17 protein-coding genes and 1 tRNA gene are annotated in these 14,138 nt (G+C 65.5%); 7 read left to right on the top strand and 11 right to left on the bottom strand.

Features of this window, described 5'->3' with window-relative positions:
* Window positions 1–72: 72 nt before the first annotated feature.
* From NGM29_RS08860 to NGM29_RS08850, 3 genes are read right to left on the bottom strand one after another with little or no spacing between them, the layout of a single operon-like run.
* Window positions 73–747 carry a cytochrome c biogenesis CcdA family protein gene (locus tag NGM29_RS08860; protein ID WP_254160259.1) on the bottom strand — a complete coding sequence of 225 codons (675 nt, stop codon included), beginning with the start codon at window positions 745–747 and terminating at the stop codon, window positions 73–75.
* Between the two features lie 3 nt (window positions 748–750).
* On the bottom strand, window positions 751–1,308 hold the full coding sequence (locus NGM29_RS08855; protein WP_254160258.1) for a TlpA family protein disulfide reductase: 558 nt from the start codon (window positions 1,306–1,308) through the stop codon (window positions 751–753).
* Window position 1,309: 1 nt separating this feature from the next.
* Complete coding sequence (locus tag NGM29_RS08850; RefSeq protein ID WP_254160257.1) at window positions 1,310–2,155, bottom strand: SCO family protein; 846 nt, start codon at window positions 2,153–2,155, stop codon at window positions 1,310–1,312.
* A 92-nt stretch (window positions 2,156–2,247) separates the two neighbouring features.
* Between NGM29_RS08850 and NGM29_RS08845 the strand changes: the two genes are divergently transcribed.
* From NGM29_RS08845 to NGM29_RS08835, 3 genes are all read left to right on the top strand, one after another.
* Window positions 2,248–3,378 carry a DUF7350 domain-containing protein gene (locus NGM29_RS08845; protein ID WP_254160256.1) on the top strand — a complete coding sequence of 377 codons (1,131 nt, stop codon included), beginning with the start codon at window positions 2,248–2,250 and terminating at the stop codon, window positions 3,376–3,378.
* A 104-nt stretch (window positions 3,379–3,482) separates the two neighbouring features.
* A complete protein-coding gene (locus NGM29_RS08840; protein ID WP_254160255.1) occupies window positions 3,483–3,680 on the top strand; it encodes a hypothetical protein in 198 nt (65 codons plus the stop codon).
* Window positions 3,681–3,891: 211 nt separating this feature from the next.
* Window positions 3,892–4,650 (top strand): ribonuclease H-like domain-containing protein, encoded by a 759-nt coding sequence (locus tag NGM29_RS08835; RefSeq protein WP_254160254.1) that lies wholly within the window; start codon window positions 3,892–3,894, stop codon window positions 4,648–4,650.
* 127 nt (window positions 4,651–4,777) lie between these two features.
* On the opposite strand, the gene ddfA is transcribed toward NGM29_RS08835, so the two are convergent.
* The 8 genes from ddfA to mct all read right to left on the bottom strand — a co-directional run bounded on the left by ddfA (window position 4,778) and on the right by mct (window position 9,670).
* A complete protein-coding gene (gene ddfA, locus NGM29_RS08830) occupies window positions 4,778–5,053 on the bottom strand; it encodes a DdfA family disk-determining factor (protein ID WP_254160252.1) in 276 nt (91 codons plus the stop codon).
* A 435-nt stretch (window positions 5,054–5,488) separates the two neighbouring features.
* Window positions 5,489–5,562, bottom strand: a tRNA-Thr gene (locus tag NGM29_RS08825).
* A gap of 15 nt (window positions 5,563–5,577) precedes the next feature.
* Entirely contained in the window at window positions 5,578–6,093 is a 516-nt protein-coding gene (locus NGM29_RS08820) for a GNAT family N-acetyltransferase (RefSeq protein ID WP_254160514.1), read from the bottom strand.
* A gap of 192 nt (window positions 6,094–6,285) precedes the next feature.
* Window positions 6,286–6,864: a CBS domain-containing protein gene (locus NGM29_RS08815; RefSeq protein ID WP_254160250.1), complete on the bottom strand. Its 579-nt coding sequence runs from the start codon at window positions 6,862–6,864 to the stop codon at window positions 6,286–6,288.
* Window positions 6,865–6,969: 105 nt separating this feature from the next.
* Window positions 6,970–7,725, bottom strand: coding sequence for a GTP cyclohydrolase III (locus NGM29_RS08810; protein WP_254160248.1), 756 nt, complete (start codon window positions 7,723–7,725; stop codon window positions 6,970–6,972).
* Window positions 7,726–7,866: 141 nt separating this feature from the next.
* Window positions 7,867–8,058, bottom strand: coding sequence for a hypothetical protein (locus NGM29_RS08805; RefSeq protein WP_254160246.1), 192 nt, complete (start codon window positions 8,056–8,058; stop codon window positions 7,867–7,869).
* 65 nt (window positions 8,059–8,123) lie between these two features.
* Window positions 8,124–8,444, bottom strand: coding sequence for a DUF5785 family protein (locus NGM29_RS08800; protein ID WP_254160244.1), 321 nt, complete (start codon window positions 8,442–8,444; stop codon window positions 8,124–8,126).
* A gap of 53 nt (window positions 8,445–8,497) precedes the next feature.
* On the bottom strand, window positions 8,498–9,670 hold the full coding sequence (gene mct / locus NGM29_RS08795) for a succinyl-CoA:mesaconate CoA-transferase (RefSeq protein ID WP_254160242.1): 1,173 nt from the start codon (window positions 9,668–9,670) through the stop codon (window positions 8,498–8,500).
* Between the two features lie 135 nt (window positions 9,671–9,805).
* On the opposite strand from mct, the gene glmS reads away from it, so the two are divergent.
* From glmS to mch, 4 genes are read left to right on the top strand one after another with little or no spacing between them, the layout of a single operon-like run.
* Window positions 9,806–10,267, top strand: coding sequence for a methylaspartate mutase subunit S (gene glmS / locus NGM29_RS08790; RefSeq protein ID WP_254160240.1), 462 nt, complete (start codon window positions 9,806–9,808; stop codon window positions 10,265–10,267).
* On the top strand, window positions 10,268–11,713 hold the full coding sequence (locus NGM29_RS08785; protein ID WP_254160238.1) for a methylaspartate mutase subunit E: 1,446 nt from the start codon (window positions 10,268–10,270) through the stop codon (window positions 11,711–11,713).
* The gene (locus tag NGM29_RS08780) at window positions 11,703–12,983 is read left to right on the top strand and encodes a methylaspartate ammonia-lyase (RefSeq protein WP_254160236.1); all 1,281 of its coding nucleotides are present in this window, start codon (window positions 11,703–11,705) and stop codon (window positions 12,981–12,983) included. The genes NGM29_RS08785 and NGM29_RS08780 overlap by 11 nt, the downstream gene beginning before the upstream one ends.
* A complete protein-coding gene (gene mch, locus NGM29_RS08775) occupies window positions 12,976–14,121 on the top strand; it encodes a 2-methylfumaryl-CoA hydratase (RefSeq protein WP_254160235.1) in 1,146 nt (381 codons plus the stop codon). The genes NGM29_RS08780 and mch overlap by 8 nt, the downstream gene beginning before the upstream one ends.
* The last annotated feature ends 17 nt before the right edge of the window (window positions 14,122–14,138 follow it).

Genomic DNA, 14,138 nt, shown 5'->3' with positions numbered 1-14,138 from the left:
AGACGATTAAGTAGCCCCACCGTATCGACCGGTAGCGAGCGATTGCGTTCGCGGTGTCGGTTCCGAAACCGCTCACAGCACCTCGAGGATCACGATCGCGAGGTAGAGTTGCCCGAGGCCGGCGACGATCATGACTGCGCCAGCGAGACGTTCGATCGTTCCCGTGTGCGCGGCGATCCAGCCAGAGCCAGCAACGAGCCCCATCCCCGTCGCGACGGTAAGCGAGATCATGAGTCCGGTGACGCTCCCCACGTACGCCAGGAGGACGAGTGCGCCGGCGCCCGCCGACAGTGAGAGCGCGCTGGTCAAGACGCCGATGAACAGCGGCGCGACGCAGCCAGCGGCCGCGAGCGCGTACCCGGCGCCGAAGACGCCGAATCCGGCGACGCTCGAGCGGCGTTTCGGGAGCGCGAAAGACAGCGAGGGGGCCCGTCCAGCGACGACCAGGAGCCCGAACACGATCAGCAACGCGCCGACGATCGGTTCGAACAGGGTAATGTTCGAGAGCGTCTCGTGGCCGACCACGAACGTCGCCCCGAGGAGGACGAGAAACGTGGCGATAACGCCAGCACCGGCGACGACACCGCGAGCGAGCGAACCCCCGAGTGTTGGCTCTGCGTCCTCGGTTCGGCTCGCGTAGTAGCCGACGTACCCCGGGAGCAACGGGTACGCACACGGGGAGAAGAACGTCGCGATACCAGCCCCGACTGCGAACGCGACCGTCGATACGAAGGCGAGGTCGACCATCGATCAGATCGCGCGTTCGATGCCAGCGATCAGTTCGTCGGCCGACTTGATACCGCCCTCGGACCACTGCACGAAGCCGTACTCGTCGACGGCGACCGCGTACGGGTAGCCCTGCAGGCCGTAGCGCTCGGCGAGTTCGACGGTGCGATCGAGTCCGACGGTCCAGTTGCCGTCGTGTTCGGCCCACCAGTCGGCGAGTTCGGCCTCCGTGATCGCGGCGCCGGTCGACGACCCGACGTTCTCGTTGGTCACCGAGACGAACAGTACCTCGTCGCCCAGTCGCTCGTGAGCCTCGATGAGCGCGGGCATCTGCTTGATGCAGGGCGCACACCACGTCCCGAAGAAGTCGATGAACGTCGGCTGTTCGAGCGACGGGAGAGCGATGGTCCCGGCCTCGCTCCCCTGGGCGTCGACCGTCTCGACCTCGAGTTGTTCGGCCTCGTCGCCGAAGCGACGGCGGATGCGAGACTGCAGGCTCGAGACGTCGGTCGTGGCGACCACGCCGCCGGTGGCGAGGACGCCGAGACTGCCGAGTCCTGCGATGAGGTCGCGCCTGCGCATGTTACTGTCCAACGACCGTGCGTACGTCCTCGAGGACCTTCGAGGTGTCGACCGTGGTCCCGCGCGGATAGGAGCGTTCGACGACGCCGTGTTCGTTGACGAGCAGGATCAGGTTGATGTGGGTGAACGCGTAGTCGCCGTGGTCGTGTTCGCCCCCGCTCGAGTCGTTCTCGTGGCCGCTCGAGTCGTTGCTATTGCCATCGGTTCCCTCGCTATCGTTCTCGTGGTCTTCGTCGTCCTCGCTCTCGTTCCCGTCACCGTGACCTGCCGCCTCGTGATCCTCGACCCGCTCGAGTTTCATTCCGAACGTATCGTCGAGCGTCGTGTGTGCCGTCTCGTTGTCCTCGGGGCGAAGGAAGTGCCAGTTGCCGACCTCGAGGTCGGCTCCCTGCTGGCCGGCGTACTCCTCGAGCACTTCGGGGGTGTCACGCTCGGGATCGAACGTGATCGCCAGCAGGTCGAGGTCGTCAACGTAGTCGTTCTCGACCGCGTCGGCCTGGGCACGACGCAGGCGCAACAGCAGCGCCGGGCAGGCACCATCGGGGCAAGACGTGTAAAAGAACGTCATGAGGTACGACTTCTCGCCCTCGAGGTCGCCCGAGGAGACGGTCTCTCCAGTCAAGGGGTCCGGGAAGGAAAACGACGGCATCTCCTGGCCGTAAATCGGGTGGACCGGATCGCCCCGGTCCTCGGTCGGCGTCTCGAGGGCGGTCTGGCCGTCGCCCCAGTTTCCGCGGCCGGGTTCGGGCTCATCCTCGCCGAGCACGCTCTCGACCGAGCCGAGACACCCCGCAACCCCGGCGAGCCCAGCCGTCGAGAGACCGCCGAGATACGTCCGTCTGTCCATACTCGAATCCTGGGACCGGTCGATCAAAGGCTCGTTGGTTCGGAGATCCGAAAACCGACAGCGGTTTTGGCGCCTCGGCCCTCGATTCGAGTATGACCGCCTCTCGGCGAGACGCGCTCCGCTACGCCGCCATCGCCGGTTCGCTCGGACTCGCTGGCTGCCTCGAGCGCCTCGGCTTCGAGGAACAGTCGGCCTGGAACACCCCGCCGCTGCTCGAAGATCGTCCCGACGCTGTCTACATGCCGGCCGGCGAAGAGGAGATGGCTACCTACGGTCAGGCGACGGCGGGCGACTACGCCGTCTCGCTCACCTACACCTTTCCGCACCGGTTCTGGCTCGTCTCCGGCGAGCGCCAGCGCGTCGACGTCCAGACCGAGGACACCCACCACCTGATGATGACCGTCTGGGACGACGCGACCGGCGTCGTCCTCCCCGCCGACCTGGGCCTCGAGATCGTCGATGCCGACGGCGACCTCGTCCACGGCGACGCCCCCTGGTCGATGCTCGCCCAGCGAATGGGATTTCACTACGGCGACAACGTCACCCTCCCCGAGGAGGGATCGTACACGGCTCGCATCCAGGTCGGCCCGCTCACGACCCGCCGAACCGGCGACCTCGAGGGGCGACTCGAGTCGACCGAGACGGTCGAGATTCCGTTCGAGTACGCACGCGCGGACGTGCGCGACCTCGAACTGATCTCGATTCCCGAAGACGAACAGGGAACGCGCGGCGCACTCGAGGTGATGAGCCACGGGAGCGGAGGCGAGCACGACGAAACAGAGTCGGACGACGACGAACGCGGAAACGGCACCGCACCCGCGTTCACCGGGCCCGCCGTCTCGGACCTCCCCGGAACCCGCCTCGGCACCGAACGGAGCGGTGACGCGGCTATCACCGCCATCGAGACCGACCTCGAGCGGCTGTCCGACGACGCGGACGCAGACACGTACCTCGCCGTCTTCCCGCGCACGCCGTACAACGACGTGCCGCTTCCCTTCACGTCGCTGTCGGTCACCCTCGAGGCCGACGGCGAGACGCTGCTCGAGGAACCGCTGGTCGAAACCCTCGATCACGAGTTCGGTCACCACTACGGGCTGGCGACCGAGGATCTGACCGCGGCCGAGCGCGTGACCGTCTCCGTTGACACCGCACCACAGGTCGCTCGCCACGACGGATACGAGACCGCGTTCTTCGACTTCGAGCCCGTTTCGTTCGATCGGTAAGGTACGCTTCCGAACGATATCATCGAGTTCGGTTCCGGCTAGGCGGACGCTGACCGGGCTTATGACTCGTATAACAAAAACGACCGATACGGTACGTGGCAGGTATGTCTCAATCTGAACGCCCACGAGTAACGGTCGGCTGTCCCGCCTGTAGCGAGTCCGTTCGCGCGGCCGTCCCCGGCGGACCGGGAATCAGGAAACCTGGGCACGATCTCGAGTCGAACGAGGAGGAACACCGGCTCAGCGGCACGGAGACGACGTGTCACAACTGCGGTCACACCGTCGAGCTGTACTATTACTAGGCATCGGAATCTAGGTTCGGCCTTCGGCCTCGACGCGGCTGCTCCGAGACGTTTCGGCACTGTTCGGAGTTCGATCGATCCAGCGGAGATCGTCACCAGAACGCCAAGCCCGGTTCTTCGGCCGGACCCTCCACTACCCCCTTCATCGGACCCATCCCTCGTGTACCGTCGAACCCACACGTTTTTGCGACCTGGACGCCCCTGATCGAACGTGCAAATCGAGAATAGCTTTCTCCCCGTTCGCGGCGTGGGCGAGACCACCGAGCGTCGCCTCTGGGAACACGGCATCACCCACTGGGACGAGTTCGACGGCAGCGTCGTCGGCTCGACCGTCGCCGACCGCATCGAGACCTTCATCGACGACGGGCGACGCCACCTCGAGGCCGGTGACGTCTCGCCGTTCGCCGAGGCCCTCCCGGCGGCGAGTCGCTGGCGATTCTTCGAAAACGTTCGCGACGACGTCTGCTACCTCGACATCGAGACGACGGGCCTCGACGCAAGCCGTCACGACGTCACGACGGTGAGCGTCCACCGCCGGGGTGAAACACGGACGTACGTCAACGGCCAGGACCTCACGCGAGACCGCCTCCAGAGCGAGTTCGACGACGCCGCGGCGCTCGTCACGTTCAACGGCCAGCGCTTCGACGTTCCGTTCCTCGAGACGGCGTTCGAGGTCGACGCCTCAGTGCCCCACATCGACCTCATGTATCCCTGTCGCAAACTCGACCTGACGGGCGGGCTCAAACGGATCGAACGGGACCTGGGCATCGACCGCGACCAGCCAGACATCAGCGGCCGCGACGCGGTTCGCCTCTGGCACCAGTACGAACGCGGCGACAAGGATGCCCTCGAGACGCTCGTTCGGTACAATCGGGCCGACACCGCGAATCTCGAGCCGCTTATGGAGACGGTGGCCGAACGCCTCCACGAGTCGGTCTTCGAACCCGTCTGTGGACGCGGGCTCGAGTAGCCGTCTGCGCGGTTCGAATAACCGTCCGCGGACGCAAGCTAGAGAGCCGTCCGTGTTCGATTCAGGCGTCACTACGTCGCTATGGGCGCTGCTGTGAGGAGTGTGTGGAGAGACGAACGCGAACGCGTCAATCGAGAATAGTAACTTCGCCGTCGCTCTCGACGACCATCTCGTAGCCACAGAACGTGAACGTTACCTCGCCGGAGCTCCGCGGGGTGCCATCCTCACGCGGCGCAAACAGAGAGTCGAGCGCTTCTGGATTGAGAACGTCGTAGAGCGCGTCGTACTCGGGAGGTTCGATTTCGACTGGGTCGACACCCTCTTCTCTGGCAACGGCTTCGACGATACGGAAACTAAGAGGAATTCCTTCTTTCATGCTCGATCGGTCGGCTGACAGTAGCATTGGCGGATGCTTTACACGGTTGGATATAAAACCTGTGGCCTCAAGCCCCTCTTGCTGCACATATCTATTCATCAATGACCTAGTATGACCATTATTTTTCAATTTGGGACCTAATTTGATTATAAAATTAGTACTGTCAGCATAGTCTGAACGATCTCAGTGGCGAACTCGAGAGTGTAATCACGTATTGAACGTCTGGATTCTATGAAACAGTCGGTCAATTGACCGAACGTCACAGTTGGTTACGATTTTTACCGGGTTTTTCGCCATCAACCACGTGAGTAAGTGACACTCACAGCGACAGTTCGACAGCAGGTGAAGACGGACTGTTTCTGGACTGCGGGCGAGTCGCTCCGGGTCAGCGTGTACAGCGCGACGCCGAATCGAGGCAATCGTCCGCACCGCTCGACGTCGGAGCCGACGATCGCAAGAAGGAGCCAGGGACGGGATTTGAACCCGTGAACTCTCGATTACAAGTCGAGTGCATGTACCACCCATGCTCCCCTGGCGCGGTCTGTGAGTTATCACTCGTCCTTTGAGTGTGTATCGTTTTCGGCCGGCCGATCGAGTTCGCGCTCAAGGCCGATCCTGAACGACTCGTACCCCGCCTCGCGGTAGAAGCGCCTGGCCGCCTCGTTGTCGGCCATCGCCTCGAGAATCAGTCGGTCGACGCCGCGGTCGGCGAGGGTGGCCTCGACGCGGTCGAGTAATGCCGACCCGATTCCCTGGCCACGGTAGTCGGGGTCGACGTAGAGGTTCGAGAGGAAACCGCGCGTACACGCCAACTCGAGCGAGCCGTGTTCGACCGAGAAGGACGCGAATCCGACGAGTCGGTCCCCGTCCCTGGCGACCAGCAATCCGTTGTCGACCTGGTGGGCGCCGAGGGTCGCCCGCATCGTCTCCCGATTGGCCTCCGGGCGAACGACGGAGCCGTGTCGGCGCTGGTCGGTCGCGAGGCGGACCCAGCACTCGGTGACGGCCTCGAGGTCGTCGCTCGTCGCCGGTTCGATCACGAGGTCGAAGTCGTCGCCGACCGTCATTCGCGGGTGGGTGTCGCTCGAGGTGGGTTTACTAGTACTGGCGGCTCGGGAAATCGCCGTCGGCACTCGAACGATGGGCGCCGTTGCTCGAGGCACGGGCATCTCCACTCGAATGACAGACATCGCCACTCGGGGTGACCGGACGAACGAGCCACGGGCCACACCGACTGACTACAAATCTCGGCGGTCACGTCACACCTGCCGACAGTCCACACAGACCAGCTGGCCGTTGGCCTCCTGGAGCGAGTCGGTGAGCGTCCCACACGCCTCACAGACGCCCTGCGTGCTGAACTCCTCGCCGCCGTTGGTCGCGTACTCGTCCGAGAGGGTCGTGGTGCCCTCGTTCGTGACGCCGACCCCTTCGGCGGCCGGCTGACTCGTCGCACCCTGGAACGACCCCGCGACGGCGATGACGTCGCGCTGGGTCAGCACACCGACGAGTTCGCCGTTTTCCTCCACCGCGAGGTTGCGGATATTCTGACTCGCCATCGTGTCGGCGGCATCGGTCAGCGAGCGGTCGGTCTCGATCGTGAGCACCGGCGACGACATGACCTCACCGACGGTCGTCTCACTCGGGTCGTCCTCGTCTTCGACGACGCCCAGGACGTCCCACTCGGTCATGATCCCGACGGCCTCGGATCCACGAACGACGAGCACGCAGCCGGCACGCTCTTCGCGCATCAACTGCACCGCACCGAGCACGGTGTCGGATTCACTTACACCGACGTATTCAGTCGTCAGGGTATCCCTGACCGACAGATCCGATTCCATAGCCAAATACACAGCCCAAACGACCTAAAAGGTACCTCCGACACGTATATACGGTCACACACTGAAGTTCCGATTTCTGTCCTACCCGAACGGCCCGGCGGCGATTCAGAACTCCACGCGCGTCCCGTTCGCCCGACAGTGCTCGAGGGCGTGTTTCGCCGCGTATCCCGCATCGTGAGCGCTGGCTCCCGTGCCGACGCCGACCTGCATGGTCACGTCGACCGCCGACTCGACGTGTTCGATGGCCTCGAGGTAGTCCGCTCGTTCGAGGTCGGGGCAGACGACGATGACGTTGTCGCCGCCGACGAAAAACGAGAGGCTGCCGTGGGCGCGGCGCATGTGGCGCATGAGCGCGGCGTAGCCCTGTTCGATCTCGATGAAGCTATCGAAGGCGTTGAGTTCGTCGGTGTACTGCCCTGTCGCGTCGATCACGTCGAAGTGGGCGATCTGGACGTCCCCATCGGTTCGGTGAGCGTCGTCGATGGTTCGGCCCTCGAGGATCTCGCGGCGATGCTCGTCCTGGGCGCTGCCGGCGTTCTGGATCAGGCTCGTCGCGTCCGAGAGCGCCTGGACCGGGGTCGTTCCCGTCGCGACGCCGAGGCTCAGGGTGACCGGGTAGCGGTTGCCGACGGACTCCTGAATCAGCGCGTGATCCTCGCGGTCAAGGCCGTTCGTGACGGCGATCATGTTGTCGAATCGCGTGAAGAAGACGTAGCCGTCGCGGGCGCCGATGAACTGCGAGAGATCGGCGTACAGTCGCGACTGAAGCGTCTGGAGGTCAGCCTCCCGTCGCGGTTCCGGCGTCACGGTCCACGGCCCATAGTTGTCGATCTGAAAGAGCGTCACCTGCGTGTTCGTCACGGTACTCGTCCGTTTCGAACGATATCGTATAAGCGATACGTAATCCAGATTCGTGATGGGAGAGTCGGGTGGACGTCGAGGATGGGGCCAGGAAGACGGCGAGCCAAGCGGACGACTGGAACGGGGTAACGCGATGGCGACTCAGCCGCGCCCTTCGAGCAGGCGGTGCAAGACGAGATCGAGACCGATTTTAAACGCAAAAAACAGGACGGGAATCGCGACGACCGAGGACCAGTCGTACGAATCTCGGATCGTGGCGAAGACGAGAAACACGAGAAAGACGACGAACGCCTGCTCGAGTCGTTCCTCGAGGGAGGTACCGGCGATATTCATACGCTTCGATGCGTGTCAACTGAAAAGAGCCTATCGGAACCCCCAGCGAGGATTCGACAGGAGACTTACGCGGATTTCGTCTCGGGATTCGCCCCGACCGGGTGGTAGTCCCAGAAGTTCCCCTCGCGCATGGCCGCGCCGACCGCCTTGTGCATGTCCGTGATCGTCTCGAATTCCGACTCGTCGACGTACTCGAAGATGTCCGCGAGCGCGACGACCGACTGGTGGTTGATCCGGATGGGTTCGTCGCCGTGGGCCTCGACGAACTCGTCGCGCGAGAGCGGGAAGTCCTCGTCCTCGTCGACTTTCTTGGCGATGATCGCCATGTCGAACTTGCGCATCCCTTCGCTGCCCTCCTCCCCGTCGGGGTCGTGTGGCCAGTCCATACCAGAGCGTGTGCCCGGGGGGCGCAAAAGGGTTACTCTCCACCGTCACCGACTCAGTCTGATTCCGCCGTTCGAACCGCGTCCCTGAGTACCTCCTCGCGATGTTCGTCGAGCAACGGCGCGCGCCCGCGAGGTCGTGGCGGCGTCTCGCTCATCTTTATCGGACTGCCCGCAATTTCGACTTCGCGGTCGGCTCCGGGCTGGGCCACCGGAACGAGCATCTCGCGCGCGTGCACGTGCGGGTCGTCGAAGATGTCCGCCGTGTTCTGGACGGGCGCGACGGGCACCCGGCCCTCGAGCGCGTCACAGATTCCGTCACACGTGCGCTCGCGCGTCCACTCGAGGATGGCCGCCCGAAGCGTTTCTCGATTACTGAGCCGGCTCGAGGCGTCCGGGTACTCGGCGGCGAGGTCCGGACGATCCATCGTCTCACAGAGGGCGTTCCAGTGGTTCGAGCCGAACGCGGCGATCACGACGTGGCCGTCGGCAGCCTCGAAGGCGTCGTACGGAAAGAGCGTCGGGTGGGAGTTCCCCTGACGCGTCGGCGCCTCGCCGGTGTAGGAGTGCTGGTAGATCGCCCGTTCGGTCATGCTGATCATCGCGTCGTACATGGCCGTGTCGACGTACTGGCCCTCTCCGGTCCGATCGCGGTGGTGCAGTGCCGCGAGGATGCCGACACAGTTCAGCGTCGCCGTAAAGAGGTCGCCGATGCCGGGGCCGACCTTCGTCGGCGGGCCGTCTTCCTGGCCGGTGATCTCCATGACGCCGCCCAGCGCCTGCGCGACGAGGTCGAACGACGGCTGGCCCTGGCGGTGCGTCTCGCCCGTCCGCGGGTCTCCGAAGCCCCGAATCGAGGAGTAGATGAGGGCCGGGTTGTGCTCGGCGAGCGTCTCGTAACCTAGGTCGAACTGCTCCATCGTGCCCGCACGGTAGTTCTCGACGACCACGTCGGCTTCCTCGACGAGCGAGAGGAACGCCTCGCGGTCGCGCTCGGCCCCGAGGTCCAGCTCGAGGCTCCGCTTCCCGCGATTCACGCTCTGGAAGTAGCCACCGTAGGCCTCATCCTGGGCGCTTTCGACGAACGGCGGGTTCGGTCGGATGAGGTCTCCACCCGGCCGTTCGATTTTGACGACGTCCGCGCCCATGTCCGCGAGCAACATCGTACAGTACGGTCCGGCGAGCACCTGCGTCAGGTCCAGCACGCGAAGCGAGGAGAGCGCTCCCATGCCCTCACCTCACGTAATGGAGGTAAAAACCTTTACTATAAATCATGATGGTGTCATAGAGTCCCACAGGAGGGCCGTTAAGGTGTATTAGGAGTATTATCATGATCGACCATTAACTTTAAACACAGGTCTATCATGGTTGTGCACACAATGTCCCGCACGGTCGTTCTCGGGGTCATCGGGTCCGACGCCCACGTCGTCGGCATCACGATCCTCGAGCAGGCGTTCGCTGCAGCAGGCTTCGAAGTCATCAACCTCGGCGTCCAGACCTCCCAGGAGGAGTTCGCCGACGCCGCCAGCGAGCACGACGCCGAGGCCGTACTGGTCTCCTCGCTGTACGGCCACGCCGAACAGGACTGCCGGGGGTTCCAGGAGACGCTCGAGGCCCACGAAGTCGACGCGGTGACCTACATCGGCGGCAACCTCGCCGTCGGCCAGGACGACTTCGAGCGGACTCGCGAGACCTTCCAGGCGCTGGGATTCGACCGCGTCTTCGACGCCGAGACCCAGCCCGAGGAGGCGATCGCGGCCCTGAAGCGCGACCTCCAGCTCACGGCCACGGAGCAAGAACGAGACCGGGCCACCGTCACCTCGTAGATGATACGCGACGAGCGCATTCCGGCCGAGGAGTTGCAACGCATCGACGCGGCCCTCCGCGAGAACTGGCCCACCGGCGAGGCCGTCGACTTCGACGAAGCCGTCGAGTTCCACGAGTCGCTGCCGTCCGCGAAGCGCTTCGCGGACGTGCTCGAGTCGGCCAACCGCCCGCTCTTGCAACCGAGGGCGGGCGTTCCACGCCTCGAGGACCAGATCGGCCTGCTCGAGTACCTTCACTCGGAGGGCGAGGCGGACCTCCTGCCGACGACCATCGACTCCTACACGCGCGACAACGAGTACGGGAAGGCCCAGGAGGGACTCGAGGCCGCCCGCGAGTCGGGCGAGGACACCCTCAACGGCTTCCCGGCGGTCAACCACGGCGTCGATGGCTGTCGCGAGTTGATCGAGGCTGTCGACGCGCCAATCGAGGTCCGCCACGGGACCCCCGACGCCCGTCTGCTGGCCGCGATCACCTTCGCGGGCGGCTTCCAGAGCTTCGAGGGTGGCCCGATTTCCTACAACATCCCCTACACCAAACGCCACAACCTGGCGACGACCATCGAACACTGGCAGTTCGTCGACCGGCTGGCGGGTGCCTACACCGAACGCGGCGTCCGAATCAACCGCGAGCCGTTCGGCCCGCTCACGGGAACGCTCGTCCCGCCGAGCATTGCCATCGCGGTGATGGTGCTCGAGGGGCTGCTCGCCGCCACACAGGGCGTGCGCTCGCTCACGCTGGGCTACGGCCAGGTCGGGAACGTCGTCCAGGACGTGGCCGCGCTCCGCGCACTTCGATCCCTCGGCGAGGAGTACCTCCCCAACGAGGTGTGCGTCACCACCGTCTTCCACGAGTGGATGGGTGGCTTCCCGCCCGACGAGGCGCGGGCGAACGGCGTCATCGGCCTCGGCGGGATGACCGCGGCCATCGCCCGCCCCGACAAGGTCATCACGAAATCGCCCCAGGAGTTCCAGGGCGTTCCGACGAAGGAGGCGAACGCGGCTGGCCTCCGAACCACGAGACAGATCATCGATATGGCACTCGAACAGGACATCGACATCGACGGCATCGACGAGGAACAGGATCTGATCGAGCGCGAGACCCGCTGTCTCCTCGAGGCAGTCCTCGAGCATGGCGACGGCGACGTTGCCCGCGGCACCATCCGGGCGTTCGAGTCGGGCGCGCTCGACGTTCCCTTCGCACCGAGTGACAGCGCCCGCGGAGCCGTCCTCCCCGCCCGTGACGACGACGGCCGCGTCCGCATCCTCGAGTTCGGCGACCTTGCGATGAGCGACGAGGTCAAGGAGATCCACGCCGCGCGCCTCGCCCAGCGGGCCGAAACCGAGGGCCGCCAGCAGTCGTTCCGCATGGTCGCCGACGACGTCGACGCGATCAGCGACGGCCGCCTCATCGGTCGGCCGAACGGGGGTGACACCCGTGCAGATTGAATCAGTTCGAGCGACTCCCGGGGTCTCCGGCTTCTACACCGATGACCAGCTGGCCATCAAGCGCGGCGCCCGCGAGGACGGCTTCGCCTACGCGGGCGAGCCGCTTACCGACGGCTTCGAGTCGGTCCGTCAGGCGGGCGAAGCCCTGCTCGTCGACCTCGAGTTGAGCGACGGGACAGTCGTTCGCGGCGACTGCGCAGCCGTCCAGTACTCCGGGGCCGGCGGGCGTGATCCGCTCTTTCGCGCCGCCAAGTACGCCCCACTGGTCGAGGGGGCGGTCGCCGACGCGCTCGTCGGCCGCGACCCGAGTGACTTCGGCGAGAACGCGGCCGTGCTCGAGGGGCTTCGCCAGGACGGCTCCCGACTGCACACCGCCGTCCGCTACGGCGTCTCCCAGCCCCTCCTCGCCGCAGCCGCGCGCACGCGCGTGACGACTATGACCGACGTGCTCGCAGACGTGCTCGGGGCGGAACCGGCGACCGAGCCGGTCCCCGTCTTCGGCCAGTCTGGCGACGACCGTCGACGAAACGCCGAGAAGATGCTGCTCAAGGGCGTTCCCGTCCTCCCCCACGGGCTGTTCAACAGTCCCCCGAAGCTCGGCCCCGAGGGTGAGAACCTGATCGCCTACCTCGAGTGGCTCCGCGAGCGCGCTGGCGAACTGGGTCCCGAGGGCTACGAACCACGCTTCCATATCGACGTCTACGGTACGATCGGCGAGCTATTCGGCGCGCCGTTCGACAGCGACGCGATTGTCGAGTACTTCGCCGACCTCGAGGCCGCCGCCGGCTCGATCCCCCTCCAGATCGAGGGGCCGATGGACGTCGGCACCCGCGAGGACCAGATTCGCGCGATGGCCGAACTGCGCGACGGGCTCTCGTCGGCAGGTGTGGAGGTCGACATCGTGGCCGACGAGTGGTGCAACACGCTCGCGGACGTCCAGGCGTTCGTCGACGCCGGGGCCGCCGACCTTGTGCAGGTGAAGACGCCGGACCTCGGCGGCGTCCACCGGAGCGGCGAGGCCGTCCGCTACTGCGAGGGAACCGACACGCACGCGTACCTCGGTGGCACCTGCAACGAGACGGACGTCTCCGCACGTGCCTGTGCGCACGTCGCGCTCGCGACGGACGCCGCTCAGGTACTGGCCAAGCCCGGCATGGGGTTCGACGAGGGCTACATGATCGTCGAGAACGAGATGCGCCGGACGCTCGCCCGCCGCGGGCACGCGCCGAGCGCCTCGAGCAACCCGGAGGAGGTGACTGCCGATGACTGACGCCGACGCGGACGGTTCGCGGGATGAGAACGACCCGAGTACCAGGAACGACCTCGAGTGGACCGACCCCAACACCTTTACCAGCGCGCTCGAGCGAGCTGACACCCGCGAGAAAGGGCACTACTTCGAAGACTTCGCGGAGGGGGACGTGATCCAGCACGATCCAGGACTCCGGCTGACTCGCTGGGGGAACGAACTGTGGACGAGCCAGACGCTGAACCACGACCCCGCGTACTGGCGCGCGGACGTCGCCCGCGACCGCGGCTTCGACGAACCGCCGATCCACCCGGACTACCTGCTGGCGGCCACCCTCGGGTGCACCGTCGAGGACCTGAGCGAGAAAGGCGGCTACTTCCTTGGCCGGACGAACGTCCGCTTTCCGGCCGATGTCGTCGCTCCGGGGACCGACCTGCGCGTCGAGAGCGAAGTCCTGACTACGAAGGGGTCGAACTCGAGACCAGACTACGGCATCGTCACCTGGGCGACCCGCGGGTACGACGCCGGGACGGGCAAAACACTCTGCGCCTACGAGCGGACCAACATGATTCCGCGACGCGAGCGACTCGAGACGGACGGGAGCGGCGCCGAGGCCGACGGCGGCGGCCGCCCGTCCGATACCGAACGTCCCGCGAGTGCGCTCCCCGAGACGTTCGTGACCCCCGCAGGCGACGCGTTCGAGGACTTCGAGGCCGCCCTCGAGACGGCCGAGAACCGGGACGCCGTCGTCGCCTACCGCCACGAGCGCGGGCGGACGATGGACGACGTGACCGTCGCGACCCTGCCGCTGGCGACGCTCAACACGGCGAAACAGCACCACAACACCGACGCGATGGCCGACGCGCCGTCGGGCGGAATCGTCGCCTACGGTGACGTGACGCGCTCGACGGCGCTGGGCCACGCTCGTTCGGACGAGCGAACCCACCGCGAAGTCGGCTTCGAGGACGAGCGCTTCCACGCGTTCGTCACCCCCGGCGACACCGTCTACTGCTTCACGCGCGTCCTCGAGACGAGTCGCGAGACGACGACCGTGAACGAGCGGGCGGGGACCGTCCGCTTCCAGCACGTCGCGTTCAACCAGCGCGACGAGCCGGTGTACTCCGGGATTCGAACCGCCGAGATACTGACTCGAGACGACTGAAGCGAGTTTCACTACGA

Source organism: Natronosalvus rutilus (genome assembly GCF_024204665.1).
Classification (GTDB): domain Archaea; phylum Halobacteriota; class Halobacteria; order Halobacteriales; family Natrialbaceae; genus Natronosalvus; species Natronosalvus rutilus.
Note: the sequence above shows the minus strand (reverse complement) of the source record. Positions and strands in the feature narration are given on the sequence as shown.

Excerpts from the sequence above, each read along its gene's own strand:
- NGM29_RS08840 (WP_254160255.1), top strand. The coding sequence starts at position 3,483 with ATGTCTCAATCTGAACGCCCACGAGTAACGGTCGGCTGTCCCGCCTGT.
- ddfA (WP_254160252.1), bottom strand. The coding sequence starts at position 5,053 with ATGCTACTGTCAGCCGACCGATCGAGCATGAAAGAAGGAATTCCTCTT.
- NGM29_RS08860 (WP_254160259.1), bottom strand. The coding sequence starts at position 747 with ATGGTCGACCTCGCCTTCGTATCGACGGTCGCGTTCGCAGTCGGGGCT.
- NGM29_RS08815 (WP_254160250.1), bottom strand. The coding sequence starts at position 6,864 with ATGGAATCGGATCTGTCGGTCAGGGATACCCTGACGACTGAATACGTC.
- NGM29_RS08845 (WP_254160256.1), top strand. The coding sequence starts at position 2,248 with ATGACCGCCTCTCGGCGAGACGCGCTCCGCTACGCCGCCATCGCCGGT.
- NGM29_RS08805 (WP_254160246.1), bottom strand. The coding sequence starts at position 8,058 with ATGAATATCGCCGGTACCTCCCTCGAGGAACGACTCGAGCAGGCGTTC.
- NGM29_RS08800 (WP_254160244.1), bottom strand. The coding sequence starts at position 8,444 with ATGGACTGGCCACACGACCCCGACGGGGAGGAGGGCAGCGAAGGGATG.
- NGM29_RS08785 (WP_254160238.1), top strand. The coding sequence starts at position 10,268 with ATGATACGCGACGAGCGCATTCCGGCCGAGGAGTTGCAACGCATCGAC.
- NGM29_RS08820 (WP_254160514.1), bottom strand. The coding sequence starts at position 6,093 with ATGACGGTCGGCGACGACTTCGACCTCGTGATCGAACCGGCGACGAGC.
- NGM29_RS08850 (WP_254160257.1), bottom strand. The coding sequence starts at position 2,155 with ATGGACAGACGGACGTATCTCGGCGGTCTCTCGACGGCTGGGCTCGCC.
- mct (WP_254160242.1), bottom strand. The coding sequence starts at position 9,670 with ATGGGAGCGCTCTCCTCGCTTCGCGTGCTGGACCTGACGCAGGTGCTC.
- glmS (WP_254160240.1), top strand. The coding sequence starts at position 9,806 with ATGGTTGTGCACACAATGTCCCGCACGGTCGTTCTCGGGGTCATCGGG.
- NGM29_RS08855 (WP_254160258.1), bottom strand. The coding sequence starts at position 1,308 with ATGCGCAGGCGCGACCTCATCGCAGGACTCGGCAGTCTCGGCGTCCTC.
- mch (WP_254160235.1), top strand. The coding sequence starts at position 12,976 with ATGACTGACGCCGACGCGGACGGTTCGCGGGATGAGAACGACCCGAGT.